We start from the raw sequence: 20,753 nt of genomic DNA, 5'->3' as shown, positions 1-20,753 counted from the left end.
CCGACCTTGGAGTACGCGGGCGCCACGGTGAACCCGGGTGTGCCGGACGGCACGATAATCGTGGACAGCTCCTTGCCGCCGTCCGCCCGGGTGCCCGTCACGGCCATCACGGTGACCAGGCACGTCAGGTCGGTGCCGGAGTTCGTGATGAACGCCTTGGTGCCATTGATCACCCACTCGCCGGTGGACTCGTCGAGGACCGCGCGCGTGGTCGTGCCGCCGGCGTCCGAGCCCGCCCCCGGCTCGGTGAGGCCGAACGCCGCGAGGGACTCCCCGCTCGCGAGCTGGGGGAGCCAGCGTTGCTGCTGCTCCGGCGTACCGAAGCGGTAGATCGGCATGGCACCCAGCGAGACCGCCGCCTCGAGGGTGATCGCGACGCTGCTGTCGATCCGGGCCAGCTCCTCGAGCGCGATGCCGAGCGCGAAGTAGTCGCCGCCCATGCCGCCGTGCTCCTCGGGGAAGGGCAGTCCGAAAAGGCCCATCTTGCCCATCTGGCGGATCAGGTCGTAGGGGAACGTCTCGCGCTCGTAGTGCTCGGCGATGACCGGAGCGACCTGCTCGCGGGCGAAGTCGCGCACGCTCTCCCGCAGCGCCTCCTGCTCCTCGCTGAGCCGGAAGTCGACCATGGCTGGCTCCTTGACTAGACGGGTGTGACGCCGTGCCGGCGCCGGGAGAAGGTGCGATCCTTGCCACGCGCGGCGGCGTACCGCCGGATCAGCTCGTCCCGCAGGTCGGCCGGTTCGACCACGGTGTCGACCACGAGCTCGCCGGCCAGGCGGAGAATGTCGATGTCCTGCTCGTACTCGGCGCGGCGTGCGGCCACGAAGGCGTCCCGCCCGGCCTCGGGCAGCGCCGCGATCTTGTTGGCGTAGACGGCGTTGACCGCGGCCTCGGCCCCCATCACCGCGATCTTCGCCGTGGGCAGCGCGATCGTGGCCTCCGGGTCGAAGCCGGGCCCGGCCATGGCGTAGAGCCCGGCACCGTACGCCTTGCGCACCACCACGCAGATCTTCGGCACCGTGGCCTCGGAGACGGCGCTGATCATCTTGGCGCCGTGCCGGATGATCCCCTGCTTCTCGACCGCCGAGCCGACCATGAAGCCGGGCACGTCGGAGAGGAACAGCAGCGGCACGTTGAAGGCGTCGCAGAGCTGCACGAAGCGGGTCCCCTTGTCGGCGGAGTCCACGAAGAGGACGCCGCCCTTGAACATCGAGTTGTTGCCGAGCACCCCGACGACCTCGCCGCCGAGCCGGGCGAAGCCGATGGTCAGCTCCTTGGCCCACAGCGCCTGGATCTCGAAGAAGGATCCCTGGTCGACGAGCCCCTTGATGTAGCGGCGCATGTCGAACGCCTGCCGCTCGCTCGCCGGCACCAGCGCTCCGAGATCCACTGTGGCCGCGTCGCGGGCTTCGGCGGCCGGCGGCTCGTCGCGGTAGTTCGACGGCAGATACGACAGGTACGTGCGGACGGTGTCGAGCGCGTCCTGCTCGGTCTTGCACAGGAAGTGGCCCACGCCCGACTCGGCGCAGTGCACCCGGGCGCCGCCCATGGCCTCGAGCGTCGTCTTCTCGCCGGTGACCATTTCGACCATGCGGTCCGAGCCGAGGTACATGCTGGCGTTGCCTTCGACCATGGCGACGACGTCGCAGAACGCCGGGATGTAGGCGCCCCCGGCGGCCGACGGGCCGAACAGCGCGCAGACCTGGGGGATCGAGCCGGAGGCCCGGACCTGGGTGTGGAAGATCTTGCCCGCACCACGGCGGCCCGGGAACAGGTCGACCTGGTCGGTGATGCGCGCGCCGGCGGAATCGACCAGATAGACCATGGGTACGGCCGTCGCGTACGCGCGCTCGATGATGCGGATGATCTTCTCGACCGTACGCGCGCCCCAGGAGCCCGCCTTGACGGTCGAGTCATTGGCCATCAGGCACACGCGGCGCCCGTCGATCGTGGCCGTGCCCGTGACGACGCCGTCGGCCGGGAGCCCGTCGGCCAGCGCGTTGGCGAAGATCCCGTCCTCGACGAAGGAGCCCTCGTCGACGAGCAGCGCGATGCGCTCGCGGGCGAAGAGCTTGCCCTTGGCCGCGTTCGCCGCGTGATATCTCTCCGCGCCGCCGGCGACCGCACGCTTGCGCGCCTGCGCCAGCGCTTCCTCGTCGAGTGCCACGTGACCCCCTCGCCACCAGCCAACCTGAACGCTCGTTAAACCTGAACGACCGTTAGGTTAGCGCATCGGAGGCGGGCGGGAAAGCGCGAACGGGAGCCCCCGCAGGCTGCGGGGACTCCCGTTCCATTTGCCGCCGGTGCCGTGGAGGAGCACCGGACCTGCACTGCACGACGCCTCGCGGCGCCGCTCGGGTCACGCCCGGGACCGGCGCGACCCGGCCTGCGACCCGCCCGGCGACTCGCGTCCCCGGGCGGGCTGACATCCGGCCTGTCGAGCAGGCGGTGTGGTCTTACTTGGAGAGCAGGCTGCCGCCGGCGTTGGTGATGTTCTGGGTCAGGCCCTCGAGCGCGGAGGACTCGGCCTTCTTCTCGCGCTGCGAGTCGCCGTACTTGCCGCCACCCTGCGTGCCACCGTCGCCCAGGACGTCGTCGTCGTCCTTGCCGCCGTAGTTGCCGTCACCGTGGCCGTGGTCGCCGTCGTTGTCGTCGTCGCCCTTGTTGCCACCGTTGCCGTGGTGCCCGTGGCCACCGTTGCCCCGGCCGTCGTTGTCCCAGTCACGGCCGCCCCGGCCGCCACGGTCGCCGTCGAGGTCGTTCAGGCAGGAGCCGGCGCCCTCGCCGTAGCCCAGCAGGCCGATGCCGTTGCCGCAGATGTTGATCGGCGCGGTGATCGGAACGCTGGTGTTGTTGCCGCTCAGGATGCCGCGGTTGCCGACGCTCAGCTGGTCGCGGTCGCCACCGTTGCCCCGGCGGCCGTTCTCGATGTCGTTCTTGCCCGCGCCTCGGCCCTCGCCGTTGCCGACGGCGTTGCCGTTGACGTTGATCGGCGCGAAGACCGGGATCGAGGTGTTGTTGCCCGAGCCGATGCCCCGGTTGCCCGCGGACACCTGGCGGCCGTTGCCGGCGCCCTCGACGTAGTTGGCGCACGCGCCCCGGCCGTCGCCGAAGCCCAGGATGCCGACGCCGTTGCCGCAGATGTTGATCGGCGCGGTGACCGGAACGCTGGTGTTGTTGCCGCTCAGGACCCCACCGTTGCCGGCGGCGACCTGGTCGCCACCACGGCCGCCACGGCGGTCACGGTCGTTGTGGCCGCCCTCGGTGACCTTGCCGCTCTCGCGGAGGTGGTTGGCGGCGGCACCCCGGCCCTCGCCGTAGCCGAGCACGCCCACGCCGTTGCCGACGATGTTGATCGGCAGCTGGACCGGGACGTACGTGTTGTTGCCCGAGCCGATGCCCCGGTTGAACGCCGAGACCTGGCGGGTGCCGTTGCCACCCCGGTCGCCGCGCTTGCCGCTCTCGGTCAGGTAGTTGGCGGAGGACCCGGCGCCCTGGCCCTCACCCGCCACACCGATGCCGTTGCCGGCGATGTTGACCGGGATCATCAGGTCGATGACGGTGTTGTTGCCGCTCAGGATGCCGTGGTTGGCAACCGCGGTCTGGCTGTCGTCGGCCTGCGCGGCGGCCGGCGCCAGCAGCAGGGCACCAGCGGCCAGGACACCGATGCTCAGAGTCTTACGAGCCCACGTCTTCATGCGAGGAAAAGCCTTTCGAAAATGATTTCTACGGTGAGTCGCGTATTCAATTTGAATGGCGCTTCGGGCGCAGCGGTGCCCTGGCTCTGTGAGTAATTGCCCTGACTCCGGCGGCGCCGTGCGCCGGTGGATGTGACGACCCGCGCCGGATTGATTCGCCGCTTGTGCGCAAACGGTTTCAGGAATCGACGATCGCGGGTTTTTCGAAGGCAGGCACTGATGCGACCTGCCCGGGGGATGTCACTAGTCAGGTGAGACGGTCGGTGCCTCGGCGTCGTGCCGCCGGGCTTCGACATCGGTCGTGATCGGCAGCCGCTGGGAAGCGGTCGTGCCGCCGGCGACCGTTGCCGGGAGGACGGCCGCGGAGGTGCCACCGTCCGTCGCGGTTCCCGACCCTGCGGCCGGGAGACCACTCGCTGCCCCGAGGCGCGCCCGCAGCGGTGCGGGTCCATCACCACCGGGTGTGTCGCGGACCGTGTCCTGCTCGGCCACGGCGACGCTGTCGCCGGTGCGTCCGGGCCGGAGCACGGTCTTTCCCACCTTCGCCCGGGCTTCGTCCTTGTGCAGGACGGTCGCGGGCGTGACCGGCACCGGGACGACACTCGCTTCCGACGGTACGGAAACGGGCGCGACCTGCGGTTCCGGATCGCTGTCGCCGCTCGGGGACGCTGCCGGCGCCGGCGCTGCCGCGGTGCGCGGCTGCTCGGTCACCGGCGTCGTCGCCGGGGCGACGGGCCGGGGGTCCGCCGCCTCGCCGGTAAGGCGATCAGGGGCGGTCAGGTCCCGGACGATGTGATGCTTGCCGGCATCGTCCGCGAGGGGCACGATCCCCTGCGGGACCTCCGCCACCGCGTCGAGACCGTGGTCGGCCACCCGGACCAGCTCCACCGGCGTCCCCTTCGGATCGCCGGCTGCGCTGAGCACTCGGTGCACCACTGGGAGGATGCCGTCGGTGCGCGTCCTGGCATCGTGCGACGCGGCATCGTGCTCGATGCCGTTGTCACGCGACTCGGCACCGTGCGCGACGGCGCCGAGGACCGGCTGGCCGGCCGAGAGCACGTCGGGCACGAGATCCTGGTCCGCGGCGTGTGCGGCGGCTCCGGAGAGGAGCCAGGCCGCGCCGGCGAGACCTCCGACGACCAGCGCGCGCAGACCCCATCGGGATCCCGTACGCCCGCTTCGGCGCTCCGCCCGCCGCTCCGCCCCCTGGCTGTGGGGCGGCATGGGCGTGGAGTCATCGGCCGGACCGGACGACGGCCGGTGCGCCGGGCGCGCTGTGCGCTCGACCTCCCTGCCCGTCATGTGGTCCCGCCCCTCGTCGTCGGCTCGTACCCCGGTGACCATTCGATCGGCCACTCGGTATTGGTAACGATGCGGGCAAGAGGGGGTCACGCGCACAAATGCAAAATTCCGAGAGCGAAAGGCTCACACCAATTGTGTACGCGGTCCGGCGCGCAGAACTCCGGAAGGCAGCGTCCGGCCGACCATCTTTTCGGCGGCGGCGGCAACCGCGATCAGTGCGGTGAGATCCACGCCCGTGGCGATGCCCATGTCCTCGAGCATGTGCACGACTTCCTCCGTGGCGATGTTGCCCGTGGCGCCGGGCGCGTAGGGACAGCCGCCGAGGCCCCCGACACTCGCGTCGAACTCGCGGATCCCGAGCTCGTACGCCGTCAGCACGTTCGCCAGGCCGGTGCCGCGCGTGTCGTGGAAGTGCAGCAGGTCCGGGCGCACCTCGGCGAGCAGGTCGCGGACGCGCCGGGGCGTCGCCATGCCGGTGGTGTCGCCGAAGGCGATGCGATCGGCGCCGCCGGCCCGCACCCGCTCCACGATGGACGCCACCCGCTCCGGCGCGATGTCACCCTCGAACGGGCAGCCGAAGCTGGTCGCCACGATCACCTCGACGGTCGCCCCGGCCTCGTGGACGAGCGGGATGAGGCCGGCGATGTCGTCGAGCGACTCCGCGGTCGACCGGTTGAGATTGCGGCGGTTGTGGGTGTCGCTGGCCGAGACCACGACCTCGATCTCGCGGAAGCCGGCCGCCAGGGCGCGCTGCGCGCCGCGCGTGTTCGGGACGAGGGCCGAGTAGCGGACGTCCGGGTTGTGCCAGGCGCGGGCCCAGACCTCGTCCGCGTCGGCCATCTGCGGGATCGCCTTGGGGTGGACGAACGACACCGCCTCGACCCGCCGGACCCCGGTGCGTGACAGGGCGTCGAGCAGCCGGACCTTGTCGTCGGCCGGGATCGGGTCCTCGTTCTGCAGGCCGTCCCGGGGCGCCACTTCACGGATGCTCACCGGTTCGGGGGTCATGACGTCACCTCATCCGGGCCACGATGCCCGTGTCGTAGTCGCCCGACAGGAACTCGGGATTCTCCAGAAGCTCGGTGAAGAACGGCAGGTTGTTCTTGGGGCCGGCAATCGCGAAGCCGGCCACCGCCTCGCGGGCCCGGGCGATCGCCTCCTCCCGGTCGGCCCCGGTGACGATGAGCTTTGCCAGCAGCGAGTCGTAGAACGGCGTGACCGTGGTGCCGGGGCCGTAGCCCGCGTCGACGCGCACGCCCTCGCCGGACGGCTCGACCCAGGTCGCGACCTTGCCGGGCCCGGGCAGGAAACGCTTGGGGTCCTCCGCGTTGACGCGCAGCTCGATGGCGTGGCCGCTGGTCGGGCGGGTGACGTCGAAGGTGGGCGCCAGCCCCGACGCGATCCTCAGCTGCTGCTCGACCAGGTCGATCCCGTGGATCAGCTCGGTGATCGGGTGCTCGACCTGCAGCCGCGTGTTCATCTCGAGGAAGAAGAACTCGCCGGTCGCCGGGTCGAGCAGGCACTCGACCGTGCCGGCGTTGCGGTAGCGGACTGCCTCGCCCGCCTGCACCGCGGCCGCCAGCAGACGGGCCCGCAGCTCGGGGCCGACCGCGGGGCTCGGCGCCTCCTCCAGGAGCTTCTGGTTGCGGCGCTGCACCGAGCACTCCCGCTCGCTCAGCGCGATCACGCGGCCGTCGGCCAGGCCGAGGATCTGCACCTCGACATGCCGTACGCGGGGGAAGTAGCGCTCGATCAGCACGGCGCCGTCGCCGAACATGCGCTCGGCGAACGCGCGAACCTTGTCGTACTCACTGCGCAGGGTGGCTTCGTCGGCGGCGACTGCCATGCCCATCCCGCCACCGCCGGCAGCCGCCTTCACCATGACGGGATAGCCGATCGTCGTGGCCGCGGCGACCGCTGCCTCCGCGTCCGCGGCCGGCTCCTGCGTGCCCGGGGCCACCGGCACGCCGGCCGCCGCCATCAGGTTGCGCGCGTTGATCTTGTCGCCCATCGCCGTGATCGCGTCGGCGTCCGGGCCGACCCAGACCAGGCCGTTCGCCTCGACGGCCCGGGCGAACTCGGCGTTCTCACTCAGGAATCCGTAGCCCGGGTGGATCGCCTGGGCGCCGGTGGACTTGGCGGCGGCCAGGATCGCGTCGGTGTTGCGATAGCTCTGCGCCGGGTTGGCCGGGCCCACGCACACGGCCTCGTCGGCCTCGGCGACGAAGGGCAGGTCGGCGTCGGCCTCGGAGTGCACGGCGATCGCCCGGACATTCAGGCGCCGTGCGGTCCGGATGATCCGGCGGGCGATCTCACCCCGGTTGGCAACGAGGAGCGACTCGATCATTGGCGCCCTTTCCCTATTTTTGACCGATTCGACCGACAAGAGCAAAAACGGTGGCTTCACGAAGCAGGGCGGCCCGGCGGTGCCGGTCGACCTCCCCGCCGAGGAAGGGCGTCGAGTTCATCAGGCCGAACGCCGAATGCGCGAGCACGCGCGCCTCGGAGGCGTCCAGCTCGGGCCGCAGCGCCGCCAGCACGTTCACCCATTCCTCGACGTAGAGCCGCTGCAGGCGCCGGATCTGGCGCCGGGGCTCCTCCGGCAGCCGGGCGAGCTCGTGCAGGTGCAGGGCGATGACGGCCGGGTTGGCCAGCGCGAACTCGACGTGGAACTCGATCAGGTCCGTGAGGGCGGCATGCGCGTCCTCGGGGTGCCGGCCGACGCGCTCCTTGCCGCCGTGCAGCAGCCCCTCGCTCACCGGGATGAGCGCGGCCACCAGCATGGCCTCCTTGCCCGCGAAGTGGTGATAGAGCGCGGGCCCGGTCACCCCGGCCGCCGAGCCGATGTCGTCCATCGACACACCGTGATATCCCTTGGCGGCGAAGAGACCGACCGCTATCTCGAGGATCTCGTCCCGCCGGGAACGCCGCCGGGGGGCGGGTGCACCGACCGGCTGCTGCTGATCTACCGTCACCGGGCCACTCTAACCCGCCGTCAAGGTCCTGGCTTAACGAGCGTTCAGGATGCGGGACGGCGGCCTCTCCGGGGCTCGCCACCAGCGGCGGGACGACAGCGCCGCCAGACCCGCCCCGAGGGTGTTGACCAGCACGTCGTCGATGCTGGAGACGCGCCCGATCATCAGCAGCCACTGCAGCGCCTCGATCACCACGGCCGACGCGGCCGCCACGGCCAGCACCCGGGTCAGCGAGGTCATCGCGGCCGACCGGATCGGGGCGAAGAACCCCAGCGCCGCGAGGACCAGCAGGTTGCCGACCGTCTGGGCGAGCGCCGTGCCGAACCCGGGCGAGCCCCAGGACAGCAGGTCCCGCAGCGGCACAAGTTGCAGCGAGCGGCCGGCCGGCTGCGGGGTGAAGAGCATGACCAGCCACGGCAGCGTCCCCGCCACGAGGCCGATCTCCGCGAGGGCATTGCGCCGGGACGTCCCGCGCCGGCGCCACCGGTACGCCACCACCCCGAGCACCGGCAGCACCAGGACCGCGTAGAGCACCGTCATTCCGTGGTCGCGCCAGGCAGCCCCCATGACGCCGCAATCTACGAGGCATGAGCAACCGCCTCCGCCCGTGCCCTCGTCCGGAACCGTGGCTCCCGGTTGGCGACCGCAAGCACCACCACCGCGACGGCCGCAAGGCGCCACCCGTCGTGCCCGGCCTCCCAGCGCGGCGCCGAGGGCAGCAGCCACGGAGACATGTCGCCCGGCTGCCGCTCACCAGCACCGCCTGAGCCGCGGGCCCGGCGATCGCGAGGCTGAGACCGGGCCCGTAGCGGGCGGCGACGGCAGCCCCCGCAGGGCCGGACAGGCAGCAGACCAGCGCCTCGGCGGCCATGTCGCCCAGCGGCAGAGCGCCGGGACCGGCATCACTGGGCAGACCGGCACGGGCGTTGCGCCAGATGGCGAGGAAGGTGTCTTGGATCGCGGCGTCGGCGCAGCGGCCGGAGAGCTGTTCTCCGCTTTCCTCTCACATAAGGACTACCGCTGCGGATCGCGGATGTCGTTCACGACGGACGACGCCGCCCGGACCGGCCGGGCGGCGTCGAAGATCAGCGGTGCGGCGGGCGAGGGGCCCTGGACGAAGCAAGGTCCAGCCACGGTGGGTCAGGCGGTCGCGCCGGGATGCTCAGCTCAGGCTGCCCGGCTCCGAGCCGCGGGCGATGGGCGCGCGGACCAGGTTGCCCCACTCCGTCCACGAGCCGTCGTAGTTGCGGACGTGCGGGTAACCCAGCAGGTGCTGCAGCACGAACCAGGTGTGGCTCGACCGCTCACCGATGCGGCAGTAGGCGATGATGTCGTCCTCCTGGCCGAGGCCGAGCTCGTCCCGGTAGATCTTCGTGAGCTCGTCGGCCGGCTTGAACGTGCCGTCCTCGTTGGCCGCCGACTTCCACGGCTTGCTGACCGCGCCGGGGATGTGACCGCCGCGTAGGGCGCCCTCCTGGGGATAGGCGGCCATGTGGGTCAGCTCACCGGTGTATTCCTGCGGGGATCGGACGTCGACGAGGGGACGGCCGCCGGCGGTGTGCTGCATCACCTCGTCACGGAAGGCGCGCAGCTGCGCGTCGTCGCGGACCGGCACCGGATAGTCGGCCTTCTCGCGGACCGTCTTGTCGCGGGTGAGCTCCCGGCCCTCGGCCGCCCACTTCTGCCGGCCGCCGTCGAGCAGCCGGACGTCGCGGTGGCCGAAGAGGCTGAAGACCCAGAGGGCGTACGCCGCCCACCAGTTGAAGTTGTCGCCGTAGAACACGATCGTGTCGTCCCGGCCGATGCCCTTGGCCTCGCACAGCGCCGCGAACTGCTCGGGGTCGAGGTAGTCGCGGGTGGTCTGGTCGTTGAGCTCGAGGTGCCAGTCGACCTTGACCGCGCCCGGGATGTGCCCGGTGTCGTAGAGCAGCACGTCCTCGTCCGACTCGACGACCACCAGGCCGGGCGTGCCCAGGTTGGCGGCGAGCCACTCGGTCGTGACCAGCTTGTCGGGGTGGGCGTAGGCCTGCAGGGCGGGTGCCGGATCGTTCGCAACGGACATGACACTCACGCTATCGCGTCGATCGGCCCCAGCTCGGGGCGCTTTGCCGCAACCACATCGCCGGACGACGCCCCGGTGAGCCGCCGCCGGATCCACGGCGCGAGGTGCTGACCGGCCCAGCGCAGATCCGCGCGGCGCGCCAGCAGCCACGGCGTCGGGGCGGGCATCGGGGGAACGAGCAACCAGTCCTCCTGGACGCCGACGCCGAGCGCGTTGAGCACGTGACCCGCGACACGGCGATGGCCCGCGGCGGAGAGGTGCAGGCGGTCGGAGCTCCACAGCGCCGGGTTGTGGAAGGCGTCGTCGGCGAAGAGATCGATCACATAGGCGCCGTGCTTGGCGGCCAGCTCGGTCGCGCCGTCGTTGAGCACCGCGGCGCGGGGACCCATGATGCGCTGCCCCGGCAGGTGGGCAGTGACGTCGGCGAACCGGAACAGGATCACGTCGGCGCCGGCCTCGCGCAGCCGCCCGATCACCGGGTCGATGCGGCGGACGAGCGACACCGGGTCGACCTTGGGCCGCAGCACGTCGTTGCCGCCGGCCGCGAAGCTCACGAGACTCGGCCGCATGGCGAGCGCCGGCTCCAGCTGGTCGGCGAGCACCTGCTCCAGCAGCTTGCCGCGGACGGCGAGGTTCGCGTACCCGAAATCGGGTCCGGCCTCGACGGCCAGGCGCGCGGCGACCAGATCGGCCCAGCCGCGGTAGGTGCCGTCGGGATAGTCGTCGTTGAGCCCCTCGGTGAAGCTGTCCCCCATCGCCACGAAGTTCTTCCAGGTCATGGCCACCCTCCCTGAACGTCCCCTCACGTTTAAGTCACTCGCAGTTTTCCACTGCACGGGCGCGGAGGGCACCGTGATTATGGCGACAATCTGTATAGCGCAGGGATCCTGTGGATAACCGGGTGTTCCGGTCGGCGAAGGCTCCTAGGATCGCCCCCATGCTGAAGCGAATGTCCACCATGCTGCTCAAGACCCTGCGCGAGGAGCCGGCCGAGGCGGAGGTGCCGAGCCATCGGCTGCTGCTCCGGGCCGGTTACATCCGTCGCGCGGCGCCGGGCGGATTCACGTGGCTGCCGCTCGGCAAGCTGGTGCTCGACCGGATCACCGCGATCGTCCGCGAGGAGATGGCCGCCGTCGGGGGTCAGGAGGTCGCCTTCCCCGCGTTGCTGCCCCGCGAGCCCTATGAGACGAGCGGCCGCTGGACGGAGTATGGCGACGAGATCTTCACGCTGCGCGACAGGCGCGGCGCCGACCACCTGCTCGCGCCCACTCACGAGGAGATGTTCACCCTGCTCGTGCAGGACATGACCAGCTCCTATCGAGACTTCCCGCTCGTGCTCTTCCAGGTGCAGACGAAGTTCCGCGACGAGGCCAGGCCCCGGGCCGGGCTGCTGCGCGGCCGCGAGTTCCTGATGAAGGACGCCTACTCGTTCGACCTCACGGAGGAGGGGCTCACCGCGGCGTACGCCCGGCTTCGCGCGGCCTATCAGCGCGTCTTCGAGCGGCTGGGCCTCGACCATGCCGTGGTGGCGGCCATGTCCGGGGCGATGGGCGGCTCGGCCTCCGAGGAGTTCCTCGCGATCGCCGACGTGGGCGAGGACACGTTCGTCGGCTGCACGGCCTGCGACTACGCCGCCAACACCGAGGCGGTCGTCACGCCGGTGCCCGCAACGGAGAAGCGCGAGCACCGGCCGCTGACCGTGCACGACACCCTGGAGACGCCCACGATCGCTTCGCTCGTCGAGCTGGCCAACGCCCGCGCGCTCGAGGGCCGCACCGACTGGACGGCCGCCGACACGCTCAAGAACGTCGTCCTGACGCTGCACCACCCCGGCAAGGAGGACGAGGTGGTGGCCGTCGGGGTGCCCGGCGACCGCGAGGTGGATCTCAAACGGCTCGAGGCGGCCGTCGCGCCCGCCACGGTCAGCATGTTCGACGACTTCGCCTCGCGACCCGACCTGGTCCGGGGCTACATCGGGCCGCAGGGGATCACGATCCGCTACCTCGCCGATCCCCGCGTGGTGCCGGGCAGCGCCTGGCTGACCGGGGCGAACGAGCCCGGCCGGCACGCGACCTCCGTGGTGGCCGGCCGCGATTTCACCCCCGACGGCACGATCGAGGCGGCCGAGGTGCGAGCCGGTGACCCCTGCCCCCAGTGCGGCGAGGGCACGCTCACGATGCGGCGCGGCATCGAGCTGGCGCACATCTTCCGGCTGGGGCAGCGCTACACGGACGTCTTCAAGGTCGATGTGCTGGGCGCCGACGGCAAGCCCGTGCGCCCGACGATGGGGTGCTACGGCATCGGCATCTCCCGGGCGGTCGCCGCGGTGGCCGAGCAGCACCACGACGAGCGAGGCCTGGTCTGGCCCGCCGAGGTGGCGCCCGCCGACGTGCACGTGATCGGCGCGGGCAAGGACGGACAGATCGCCGCCGCCGTCGCGCTGGCGGAGGAGCTGGCCGCCGCCGGGCTGCGCGTGCTGGTGGACGACCGGCAGCAGCTGTCCGCCGGGGTCAAGTTCACCGACGCCGAGCTGATCGGCATCCCGCGTGCCGTCGTGGTCGGGCGCCGGCTGGGCGAGGGCTACGCCGAGATCCGTGACCGGCGCACCGGGGAGCGCCGGGACGTGCGGCTTTCCGAGGTCGCCGGCGCCCTGGGGGTGAAGGCCTGACCGGAGGTGTCTGCGCCGGGCCGGGCCGCGAGGGTTGACCCGGCGTCCCACTGTGGGGAGCGCCGGGAATCGCCCGATCGGTTCCACGTTGGGCGACAGCGAGCGGGCGCGGTGTAATCGATGAAGGAGCCGGGTACCGCCCCACCGTCGGGGCGGGCTCGGAAACGGGAGGTGACGGCCATGGGCAGGACAGCGGTGGCGGACGTGATGACCCGGCGGGTCGTCTACCTCCCGGACGAGACGACGCTCGACGAGGCGGCCCAGGCCATGCGCGACCAGGGCATCGGTGATGTCGTGGTGACCCACGGGCCGACCATGTCCGGCATGGTGACCGATCGGGACATCGTGGTGCGGGCGGTCGCCGAGGGGCTGCCGCCACACACCACCACCCTGGCGTCGATCGCCTCGCACGAGTTGATCATGGTGGAGCAGGCGGCCACTGTGGAGGAGGCCGTGCAGGCGATGCGGGAGCGGGGCGTCCGGCGGCTACTCGTCTGCGACGCCGATCGCAAGGTCGTCGGCATCCTGAGCCTCAGCGACATTGCCCTGGCACCGTCCACCGCCTCCGCCTGAGCCGGCTCGGGACGGCGCTCGACGGATCAAGATCACGCCGGCCGCCGGGAAGACGGGCCGCGACGGCCGCGGCGACGTAGGGTCTCCCACGTGAGCGACATGCCGCCGAAGCTGGCCGAGATCGTCGATGAGTTCACCTCCGCCCCGCGCGAGGTGGTGCTCGAGATGCTGCTGGAGTTCTCCGACGCCGTGCCCCCGCTGCCGGAGGAGCTGCGCGGCCACGAGGGCATGGAGCAGGTGCCCGAGTGTCAGACGCAGTTCTTCCTGCGGGCGGAGGTGCGCGACGACGACACCGTGCAGACCTGGTTCGACTGCCCACCCGAGGCGCCGACCACCCGCGCCTTCGCCGGCATCCTCGCCGAGGGGCTCGAGGGCGCGAAGGCGGCGGAGATTCTCGCGGTCCCCGACGACCTGTACGGCAGGATGGGCCTCGCCACGGCGATCAGCCCGCTGCGCATCCGCGGCGGGACGGCCATCCTGGCCCGGCTCAAGCGCCAGATCCGCGACCAGGAGACCGGCGCGGAGCCCCGGGCGTGAACATCGAGCTCTGGTTCGACGTGGTCTGCCCGTGGTGCTACCTGGGCAAGCATCGGCTGGAGACGGTGCTGCGCGAGTTGCCCGGTGAGGTGACCGTGACCTGCCGGGCGTACCAGCTGGATCCCGCGCCCGTCCCACCTGGAGCCCCCCTGCGGGCCGCCATGGCCGCCAAGTTGGGGGACGCCGACCGGGCCGGGCAGCTGCTCTCGCAGGTGACCGAGCTGGCCGCGGCCGACGGGCTGGTCCTGGACTTCGACCGGGCCATCGCCGCCAACACCTTCGACGCGCACCGGCTCGTCGCGTGGGCGGCCGGGCAGGACCTGCAGCTGCTGATGGTCGAGACGCTGCAGCGCGCGCACTTCGAGCAGGGCGTCGACGTCGGCTCGCACGTCGAGCTCGCGCGGCTCGCGGGCTCGATCGGGCTGGACGAGGCGGCGGCGCTCGCCTACCTCGCCTCCCCGGCCGGAACGGAAGCGGTGAACGCCGACCTCGCCGAGGCGCGCGAACTCGCCATTACCAGCGTGCCGACCTTCGTGATCGATCGGAAGTACGTGGTCCAGGGCGCGCAGGAGACGCCGGTCCTGCGCTCGGCCCTGGAGGAGATCATGCGCCGGGAGGCCGTCGACACCGCTCGATGACGTTCCACGTGAAACAACATCGACAACGGCCGCTCTCTAGGCCTCGCGGGCGAGACCCTCGATCACTTCCGCCCCGGGCAACGCCCCCAACGCCGGCCCGGCGATCGCGATCTTGCTCCCCCGCAGGCCCGACCCGATGATCACGTGCGGCGTGGCGATCACGCGCGAGTCCACCAGCACCGGCCAGTCCTTGGGGAGGCCGATCGGCGTGATCCCCCCGTACTCCATGCCGCTCAGCCGGACCGCCTCGTCCATCGGGGCGAAGCTGGCCTTCCGCGCGTCGAGGTGCCGCCGCACGATGCCGTTGACGTCGGCCCGGGTGGTCGCGAGAACGACACAGGCCGCATACCGCGTGACCTCGCCGCGCTTGCCCGCGACGATCACACAGTTCGCCGACTCTTCGAGGCCCACGTCGTACGCGTCGCAGAAGGCCGCCGTGTCGGCGAGCTCGGCGTCGATCGGCGCGACCATCACCTGATCGCCGTCGATCGGGGCCTCTGCCGGCCACACCTGCAGGGCCGCGGCCACGGGCGGGGCGAGGAGGTCGAGCCGGCTGATCGCGGGTTCCAGCTTCAAGGATCCGAACACGTCCGTCATCCTCCCCCGATTCCCGCGCGGTAACCAATCGAGTCACCCGCTGGCCCCTCAGACCGGGCCGGATCTTGCCGACTGTCATGAGATGTGAGGGAAAGACGAAGCGCGCGCGTGGGCACGGTCAGCGGACTCGCCCTGCTCGCCGGGGGCACCGCCGTCGCGGCCGTCGCCGGCGGCGCACACTCCGTCTTCGCCACCGTGCTCCTGGGCATGCTCACCGTCGGCATGAGCCACGCGCTCCTGACCGAGATCCGCCGGCAGGCGCGCCGCCGCAACGTCGACGGCTGGGCAAGGCAGGACACGGTCAACACCGCCCTGCTCGCGAGCTGGTCGAGCGGCGCGCTCATCGCGACGCTGCTGGCCGTGGCGCCCGCATCGGTCCGGGCCGTCGGCCTCATGCTCGCCCTCGGGTACGCCGTGAGCTGCGCCTACTTCGTCGTCGAACGCTGCCGCACGATCGCCGACGGCACGCCCGCTACCACCTCATCGGGCGCTTACGGCACGCCCGCTACCACCTCGTCGGGCGCTTACGGCACGCCCGGTTCGACCGACCTCGCCCACCCACAGGCGCCGGCCGCGCACGTGACGACCGAGGTCAAGCCCGCCCCGCCCGCCGCCCAGGAAGGCGCACCGGCTACTCAGGGGAAGGCGCCCGCACCGGCCGTCCGGGAAACCGAGCTCGCGGTGGCCGCCCGGGAAACCGCGCCCGCACCGGCCGCTCAGGAGACCGCCGGCTAGGTGCCCGTGGAGTCGGTCCGAGCCGTCACTCCGGCAACGGGAACGCCACGATCATCGGCGGCACGGCCACCAGCGTGGCGTCGCCCGGCTTGAGGTCCGGCAGCGGCACCCAGTCGATCCCGACCGGCTCCGGGCCGCCCAGATGCGGGCCGAGCTGCGGTTCCTCGTCGCCGACGGTGCAGAGGAACACCGACGTGAGCCCCGACGGGTACTGCACGTCCTGCACGTACCGCGCCTCCTTGACGACGAGTCCGACCTCTTCCAGCACCTCGCGGCGTACGGCATCCTCGGGGGTCTCGCCGGGGTCGATGCCGCCGCCGGGCAGCGTCCACCACTCCCGGCTGCCCTCGCGCCGGCTGCGCTCGTGCACCATCAGCACCCGCCGATCACGAAGGATGATGGCAGCTGCTCGTCTCCGTCCATTCACGAGTGAAGGCTACTCACAAGAACGCTGTGAATGCGCAACGGAACGGGTACGCGCGTGCGAACGGCTCGCGTCAAGCCAGCCACCCCGCTCGGGTGGGAGCCATGTCACTCGTTCCGTCGCGTCGCGTCTTCACGCACAGGATCTGATTGACACCGATCCTGGCCTGCTCGAACGCGATCGCCGACGCGGCCATGTAAAGCCGCCACACGCGGGCTCGCCCCGGCGTGGTGAGGCTCACGGCGGTCGACCAGTCGCGCTCCAGATTCGCGACCCAGGCCCGGAGCGTACGCGCGTAGTGCTCGCGCAGCGCCTGCAGATCGCGTACCTCGAATCCGGCCTCTTCCAGCAGGGCCGCCGTGGTGCCGACGGGAGCCAGCTCGCCGTCGGGGAAGACGTACGCGTCGATGAACGACCGCTGCTTGCGAGCCGGGGCCGGCTCCGGGTGCAGCGCGGCGATCTGGTGGTTGAGCAGGCGGCCGCCCGGCTTGAGCAGGCGGAAGAGGATGGCGGCATAGTCCGCGTACGGGCCGGTGCCCACATGCTCCGCCATCCCCACGCTGGAGATCGCGTCGAACGGGCCGTCCTCCACGTCGCGATAGTCCTGCACCCGGATCTCGACGTGGGCCGTGAGCCCCGCCTCGGCAATCTGCTTCCGCGCGTAGTCGGCCTGCTCGGTGGAGAGTGTGATGCCGACCACGTCGACGCCGTACTCACGGGCGGCGTGCAGAGCCAGACTCCCCCAGCCGCACCCGACGTCGAGCAGCCGCATTCCGGGCTTCAGCTCCAGCTTGCGGCAGATGAGGTCGAGCTTGTCGCGCTGGGCGTCGGCGAGGCCGTACCCGGGGCTGTCCTCGGTCCAGTAGGCGCACGAGTAGACCATGCTCTCGCCGAGCACGATCCGGTAGAAGTCGTTGCTCACGTCGTAGTGGTGGCTGATCGCCTGCCGGTCGCGGCGCTTGCTGTGCCGCGTGCCCTCCATCGCGATCTCCTCCGCCGGCGGGCGGGGCTGCGGTCCGACGACGCCGAGGCGGACCAGGTCCGCGATCACGGAGGCCTTGGGCAGGGCGCGCGCGTCCGGCCCACTGCCCCAGATCAGCGTCGCGAGCCGGCGGAGGGCATCGTAGAGGTCACCCTCGACGTCGAGATCTCCGGACACGTACGCCCGGGCGAGTCCCAGCTCGGTCGGCTGCCACATCAGCCGGCGCAGCGCGCGGCGGTGCCGGACGACGAGCACCGGGGCGTCCGGCGGACCGGCCTCCGAGCCGTCCCAGGCGCGCAGCCGGACGGGCAGCGGCGCCTGGAGCAGGCTCTCCAGCAGGTCGATCAGCTTGGTTGCGGTGGTCATAGCACCCCCCCGGGGAAAGGTGGTTAGTACCGCTAAATATCCACCCGGGGAGCTTCACTCGTGAAGTGACGCAATGATCTTTGTGACGGAGCAGACGCTCTCCGCGTCACACCGGCCTCAGCTGCCCCATTCCGGCGCGGTGACGGCCCAGACCTCGGAGTCGTAGCGCACACCCTTGTGTACGTAATTCCCGCGCAGCACCCCGTCGAGAGTCATCCCGAGCCGCTTCGCCACGTTGCTGCTCGCCTGGTTGTCCGGCCGGCAGATCCACTCGACCCGGAACATGCCGCGCTCGAGGAACGCGTAGTCGATCAGCTTCCGGGCGGCGCGGGTGATCAGGCCACGGCCACGGCCGGCGGGCTCCAGCCAGACGCCGATCTCGCACACCCCGGACTTCACGTCGAACGCCACGAACATCGTGCCGCCGACCAGGACGCCGTCGAGCCAGATGCCGAAGAGCCGGGCGGTGTCGGCGGCCTGCTTGTCGGCGTACCGCTGCAGGGTGTTTCGCGCCGACTCCAGGTCCTCGCTGACCGACGCCCACGGGATCCACGGATCGACGGTCTCCCGCGCCCGTTCCATGTGCGCGAAGAACTCTTCCACCTGCCAAGGCTCCAACGGTCGGAGCTGGGCACCATCACCGAGATCGATAGCGAACACGGCCGCAGCCTATCGTTTCGCGGCCCCCGTCGACTGCCCGACGAACGTTCGCCTTGGCGGTGGTTCAGGGAGTCGGCGGGCGCGCGGGCGACGGCGGTGCAAGTGGTGCGCCCGGCACGCCTGCGCAGATCGGCCTCGACACCCGGGCGCTCGGAGCCGGAGCCGGAGCCGGAGCCGGAGTCGGAGTCGGAGTCGGAGTCGGAACGGGAGCCTAAGCGGGAGCCTAAGCGGGAGCCGAAGCCGAAGCGAGAGCGGAAGCCGACGCCGGAACCGAAGCCGGCGAATACAGAAATGGCCCCGGTCCGCGGTTGCCGCGGCCAGAGGCCATCCGAATGCTGTGGAGCTCGGGCGACTTTTGTGGAGCCCAGGGGACTTGAACCCCTAACCCCCGCCTTGCAAAGGCGGTGCTCTGCCAGTTGAGCTAGGGCCCCGCGACGGTGCTGGTCAGCGCAGGTCAGGGGCGGTGGTGGCCTCGTGCCAGAGGGCGCGCTCGTCGCTGGAGGCCTTGACCTTCTTCACGACCAGGGCGGCTGCTCCGGCGAGCCCGGCAACGATCAGCAGCTTCTTCAGCATGGCCGGTCCCCTTACGATGTGCGGTGGGAGACGTGCTTGGTGGGGCTAGCTGGAATCGAACCAGCGACCTCAGAGTTATCAGCTCTGCGCTCTAACCGACTGAGCTATAGCCCCGCATCAGCGACACCGAAGGTTACCGCACCCGCCGGGCGGCTCCCAAATCGGGGGTCGTCGGGCGGGCCGCTCCCCCGAGCCCCGGGTGGCCGCCTCCCGACGGGACGGAAATCCCGCTGGTCGGCCGCTTCCGGGAACCGGCGGAGACCAGGTTACCGTCTGCCTCGAACGCTCGTCCAAGCGATTCACGCCCCCGGGCCACCCTTCTCCGTGAGGCCCGTCACGCATGCGCGCGAAGAGCCGTTGATCTGCCCGCGGCGTCCGGAGACGACGCCGGCGAGAGGCGCGACGAGGAGACACGTCCGGAGACGGCAGGTGCAGGGACAACACGGGCCCGGGTGCGGAGAACTCATGCGCGAGGCGACGGAGGAACGCCAGCCACGGGCCGAATACGAGAAAGCGGCCGCCACACCCCGACAAGGGGCATGGCGGCCGCTTCCCGCGACAGTCAGCTCGTTCCCGCCGGCATCAGGACGGAGGAACGATCGAGCCGTGCGTCAGTCCCGCTCGGCCAGCGTCAGCTCGACGCCGCCGACCAGGTCGGCGCACACGTTGTAGATGAAGGCGCCCAGCGTGGCCAGCGCGGTGAAGAGCACCACGTTGACCGCGCCGACCAGCATCGACGTGCCGATGACGCCCCAGGCGGTGATGCGGAAGCCGCCGCTCGGTTCGGCATTGTCGCCGCCGCTGGCGTTCACCAGGGTCTGGAGGCTGTTGTTGACCTCGCCCCAGACGCCCATGGCGTCGAGGGCCAGGTAGAGCACCGACGTGGCCACGACGACCACGATGAACAGGACGACGGAGACGGCGAAGGCGAACTTCATCACGGACCAGGGGTCGATCCGCTTGAGGTTGAGCCGGGCCCGTCGTGGCCCGCGCCCGGCCGCCGACGAGACCGTCGAGCGCGCCGACCGCACGGCCTCAGAGACCCGTGCGGCACCGACCGCGGCGGAACCCCCGGCCTGGCCACCCTGGCCCGGCTTCGAGCCCGTCGCGGGGCGCTGAGGCGCCGTGACGGGGTTCGCCGGCGGCGGGGTGACGTTGGCCCGGCCGGCCTGAGCCGCCGCGGGCTTGCCGCTGCTGCCCTTGGTGACGATCGGCACGGAGGCGGAGCCCACCGAGGCCGATCCCTTCACCGGGGTGCCCGGTCGTTTGGCGTCGGCCTTGCCGTCGCCGTCGGCTGACGGCTCACCCGGCGGCGGGGCCATGCCCGGCGCGCGCGTGAACTTCGGCGGGGACGGCGCATCGGCGGGGACCGTCGCCCGGCCCGCGGACTCCCGTCCGCTCGGTGCGGCGCCGTCTTTCTTCGGCTCCGCGCCGGCGGGAGTCGCCGAGGCCCCCGGACCTCCCGACTTCGCCTGTGTCTCCGGCATCAACTAGTCCTGTTCGTCAGGCTCGTCGGCATTGCGAGCAAGCGCCACGATGGTTACACCTTCTGGGAGGTCCATCAGCTTGACCCCCATTGTGTTCCGATCCCGCGTGCGCCGTACAGGCTTCACGGGAGTCCGAATGACACCACCATTGCTGGTGATGGCAAACAGCTCGTCCTCCGGGTCGATGACCAGCGCCCCGACCAGACCACCGCGTCGTTCGGTGATCTTGGCGGTCAGCACGCCCTTACCTCCCCGCCCCTGGACGGGATACTCCTCGATCGGCGTCCGCTTCGCATACCCGCCGTTGGTGGCCACCAAAACGTCCATGCCCTCGCGAACCACCTCCATCGCGAGGAGCTCGTCGGCCTCGCCGAAGCGCATGCCGATCACACCGGAGGTCGCCCGTCCCATCGGCCGCAGCGCCTCGTCGGTCGCGTTGAAGCGGATGGCCTGGGCCTTCTTCGACACCAGGAGCA

22 protein-coding genes and 2 tRNA genes are annotated in these 20,753 nt (G+C 71.2%); 5 read left to right on the top strand and 19 right to left on the bottom strand.

Features of this window, described 5'->3' with window-relative positions:
• The 10 genes from RBH18_RS35070 to RBH18_RS35025 all read right to left on the bottom strand — a co-directional run.
• A partial coding sequence (locus RBH18_RS35070; RefSeq protein ID WP_306214789.1) for an acyl-CoA dehydrogenase family protein occupies positions 1-626 on the bottom strand: 626 nt, incomplete at its 3' end.
• Positions 627-640: 14 nt separating this feature from the next.
• Entirely contained in the window at positions 641-2,167 is a 1,527-nt protein-coding gene (locus RBH18_RS35065) for an acyl-CoA carboxylase subunit beta (RefSeq protein ID WP_306214788.1), read from the bottom strand.
• 289 nt (positions 2,168-2,456) lie between these two features.
• On the bottom strand, positions 2,457-3,698 hold the full coding sequence (locus tag RBH18_RS35060) for a chaplin family protein (RefSeq protein ID WP_306214787.1): 1,242 nt from the start codon (positions 3,696-3,698) through the stop codon (positions 2,457-2,459).
• Positions 3,699-3,941: 243 nt separating this feature from the next.
• A complete protein-coding gene (locus RBH18_RS35055) occupies positions 3,942-5,054 on the bottom strand; it encodes a hypothetical protein (protein ID WP_306214786.1) in 1,113 nt (370 codons plus the stop codon).
• Positions 5,055-5,123: 69 nt separating this feature from the next.
• Positions 5,124-6,008, bottom strand: a complete 885-nt coding sequence (locus RBH18_RS35050; protein ID WP_306214785.1) for a hydroxymethylglutaryl-CoA lyase — start codon at positions 6,006-6,008, stop codon at positions 5,124-5,126.
• A 4-nt stretch (positions 6,009-6,012) separates the two neighbouring features.
• Complete coding sequence (locus RBH18_RS35045; RefSeq protein ID WP_306214784.1) at positions 6,013-7,347, bottom strand: acetyl-CoA carboxylase biotin carboxylase subunit; 1,335 nt, start codon at positions 7,345-7,347, stop codon at positions 6,013-6,015.
• Positions 7,348-7,360: 13 nt separating this feature from the next.
• Positions 7,361-7,975, bottom strand: a complete 615-nt coding sequence (locus RBH18_RS35040) for a TetR/AcrR family transcriptional regulator (protein WP_306214783.1) — start codon at positions 7,973-7,975, stop codon at positions 7,361-7,363.
• Positions 7,976-8,008: 33 nt separating this feature from the next.
• Positions 8,009-8,542, bottom strand: coding sequence for a VanZ family protein (locus RBH18_RS35035; RefSeq protein ID WP_306214782.1), 534 nt, complete (start codon positions 8,540-8,542; stop codon positions 8,009-8,011).
• A gap of 595 nt (positions 8,543-9,137) precedes the next feature.
• Positions 9,138-10,037 (bottom strand): sulfurtransferase, encoded by a 900-nt coding sequence (locus tag RBH18_RS35030; protein WP_306214781.1) that lies wholly within the window; start codon positions 10,035-10,037, stop codon positions 9,138-9,140.
• Positions 10,038-10,042: 5 nt separating this feature from the next.
• Positions 10,043-10,816: an SGNH/GDSL hydrolase family protein gene (locus RBH18_RS35025; RefSeq protein ID WP_306214780.1), complete on the bottom strand. Its 774-nt coding sequence runs from the start codon at positions 10,814-10,816 to the stop codon at positions 10,043-10,045.
• Between the two features lie 158 nt (positions 10,817-10,974).
• On the opposite strand from RBH18_RS35025, the gene RBH18_RS35020 reads away from it, so the two are divergent.
• From RBH18_RS35020 to RBH18_RS35005, 4 genes are all read left to right on the top strand, one after another.
• Complete coding sequence (locus RBH18_RS35020; protein ID WP_306214779.1) at positions 10,975-12,705, top strand: proline--tRNA ligase; 1,731 nt, start codon at positions 10,975-10,977, stop codon at positions 12,703-12,705.
• 180 nt (positions 12,706-12,885) lie between these two features.
• Positions 12,886-13,278 (top strand): CBS domain-containing protein, encoded by a 393-nt coding sequence (locus RBH18_RS35015; protein ID WP_306214778.1) that lies wholly within the window; start codon positions 12,886-12,888, stop codon positions 13,276-13,278.
• A 90-nt stretch (positions 13,279-13,368) separates the two neighbouring features.
• Positions 13,369-13,815 (top strand): SufE family protein, encoded by a 447-nt coding sequence (locus tag RBH18_RS35010; RefSeq protein ID WP_306214777.1) that lies wholly within the window; start codon positions 13,369-13,371, stop codon positions 13,813-13,815.
• Positions 13,812-14,453 (top strand): DsbA family oxidoreductase, encoded by a 642-nt coding sequence (locus tag RBH18_RS35005; protein ID WP_306214776.1) that lies wholly within the window; start codon positions 13,812-13,814, stop codon positions 14,451-14,453. Before RBH18_RS35010 ends, RBH18_RS35005 begins: the two co-directional genes overlap by 4 nt.
• A gap of 36 nt (positions 14,454-14,489) precedes the next feature.
• Here the strand turns inward: RBH18_RS35005 and RBH18_RS35000 are convergent, their stop codons facing one another.
• Positions 14,490-15,050 (bottom strand): YbaK/EbsC family protein, encoded by a 561-nt coding sequence (locus RBH18_RS35000; RefSeq protein WP_306214775.1) that lies wholly within the window; start codon positions 15,048-15,050, stop codon positions 14,490-14,492.
• 108 nt (positions 15,051-15,158) lie between these two features.
• Here RBH18_RS35000 and RBH18_RS34995 point away from each other — a divergent pair, with 108 nt between their 5' ends.
• Positions 15,159-15,785 carry a hypothetical protein gene (locus tag RBH18_RS34995; protein ID WP_306214774.1) on the top strand — a complete coding sequence of 209 codons (627 nt, stop codon included), beginning with the start codon at positions 15,159-15,161 and terminating at the stop codon, positions 15,783-15,785.
• A gap of 25 nt (positions 15,786-15,810) precedes the next feature.
• Here the strand turns inward: RBH18_RS34995 and RBH18_RS34990 are convergent, their stop codons facing one another.
• From RBH18_RS34990 to RBH18_RS34955, 8 genes are all read right to left on the bottom strand, one after another.
• Entirely contained in the window at positions 15,811-16,212 is a 402-nt protein-coding gene (locus tag RBH18_RS34990; RefSeq protein ID WP_306214773.1) for an NUDIX domain-containing protein, read from the bottom strand.
• A gap of 70 nt (positions 16,213-16,282) precedes the next feature.
• Entirely contained in the window at positions 16,283-17,557 is a 1,275-nt protein-coding gene (locus tag RBH18_RS34985) for a class I SAM-dependent methyltransferase (protein WP_306214772.1), read from the bottom strand.
• A gap of 117 nt (positions 17,558-17,674) precedes the next feature.
• Entirely contained in the window at positions 17,675-18,217 is a 543-nt protein-coding gene (locus RBH18_RS34980) for a GNAT family N-acetyltransferase (RefSeq protein WP_306214771.1), read from the bottom strand.
• A gap of 358 nt (positions 18,218-18,575) precedes the next feature.
• A tRNA-Ala gene (locus RBH18_RS34975) sits at positions 18,576-18,648 on the bottom strand.
• Between the two features lie 13 nt (positions 18,649-18,661).
• Positions 18,662-18,790, bottom strand: coding sequence for a DLW-39 family protein (locus tag RBH18_RS34970; protein ID WP_306214770.1), 129 nt, complete (start codon positions 18,788-18,790; stop codon positions 18,662-18,664).
• Positions 18,791-18,827: 37 nt separating this feature from the next.
• Positions 18,828-18,904, bottom strand: a tRNA-Ile gene (locus RBH18_RS34965).
• A 497-nt stretch (positions 18,905-19,401) separates the two neighbouring features.
• The gene (locus RBH18_RS34960; protein WP_306214769.1) at positions 19,402-20,277 is read right to left on the bottom strand and encodes a DUF3566 domain-containing protein; all 876 of its coding nucleotides are present in this window, start codon (positions 20,275-20,277) and stop codon (positions 19,402-19,404) included.
• 3 nt (positions 20,278-20,280) lie between these two features.
• Positions 20,281-20,753: DNA gyrase C-terminal beta-propeller domain-containing protein (locus RBH18_RS34955; RefSeq protein ID WP_306214768.1), on the bottom strand; the 473-nt coding region annotated here is incomplete at its 5' end.

Source organism: Actinoplanes oryzae, assembly GCF_030757795.1.
In the GTDB taxonomy this organism is placed as follows: domain Bacteria; phylum Actinomycetota; class Actinomycetes; order Mycobacteriales; family Micromonosporaceae; genus Actinoplanes.
Note: the sequence above shows the minus strand (reverse complement) of the source record. Positions and strands in the feature narration are given on the sequence as shown.

Coding starts and splice junctions, on each gene's coding strand:
- RBH18_RS35060 (WP_306214787.1), bottom strand. CDS start 3,698: ATGAAGACGTGGGCTCGTAAGACTCTGAGCATCGGTGTCCTGGCCGCT.
- RBH18_RS35050 (WP_306214785.1), bottom strand. CDS start 6,008: ATGACCCCCGAACCGGTGAGCATCCGTGAAGTGGCGCCCCGGGACGGC.
- RBH18_RS35045 (WP_306214784.1), bottom strand. CDS start 7,347: ATGATCGAGTCGCTCCTCGTTGCCAACCGGGGTGAGATCGCCCGCCGG.
- RBH18_RS35035 (WP_306214782.1), bottom strand. CDS start 8,542: ATGGGGGCTGCCTGGCGCGACCACGGAATGACGGTGCTCTACGCGGTC.
- RBH18_RS35030 (WP_306214781.1), bottom strand. CDS start 10,037: ATGTCCGTTGCGAACGATCCGGCACCCGCCCTGCAGGCCTACGCCCAC.
- RBH18_RS35025 (WP_306214780.1), bottom strand. CDS start 10,816: ATGACCTGGAAGAACTTCGTGGCGATGGGGGACAGCTTCACCGAGGGG.
- RBH18_RS35020 (WP_306214779.1), top strand. CDS start 10,975: ATGCTGAAGCGAATGTCCACCATGCTGCTCAAGACCCTGCGCGAGGAG.
- RBH18_RS35015 (WP_306214778.1), top strand. CDS start 12,886: ATGGGCAGGACAGCGGTGGCGGACGTGATGACCCGGCGGGTCGTCTAC.
- RBH18_RS35000 (WP_306214775.1), bottom strand. CDS start 15,050: ATGACGGACGTGTTCGGATCCTTGAAGCTGGAACCCGCGATCAGCCGG.
- RBH18_RS34985 (WP_306214772.1), bottom strand. CDS start 17,557: ATGACCACCGCAACCAAGCTGATCGACCTGCTGGAGAGCCTGCTCCAG.
- RBH18_RS34970 (WP_306214770.1), bottom strand. CDS start 18,790: ATGCTGAAGAAGCTGCTGATCGTTGCCGGGCTCGCCGGAGCAGCCGCC.
- RBH18_RS34960 (WP_306214769.1), bottom strand. CDS start 20,277: ATGCCGGAGACACAGGCGAAGTCGGGAGGTCCGGGGGCCTCGGCGACT.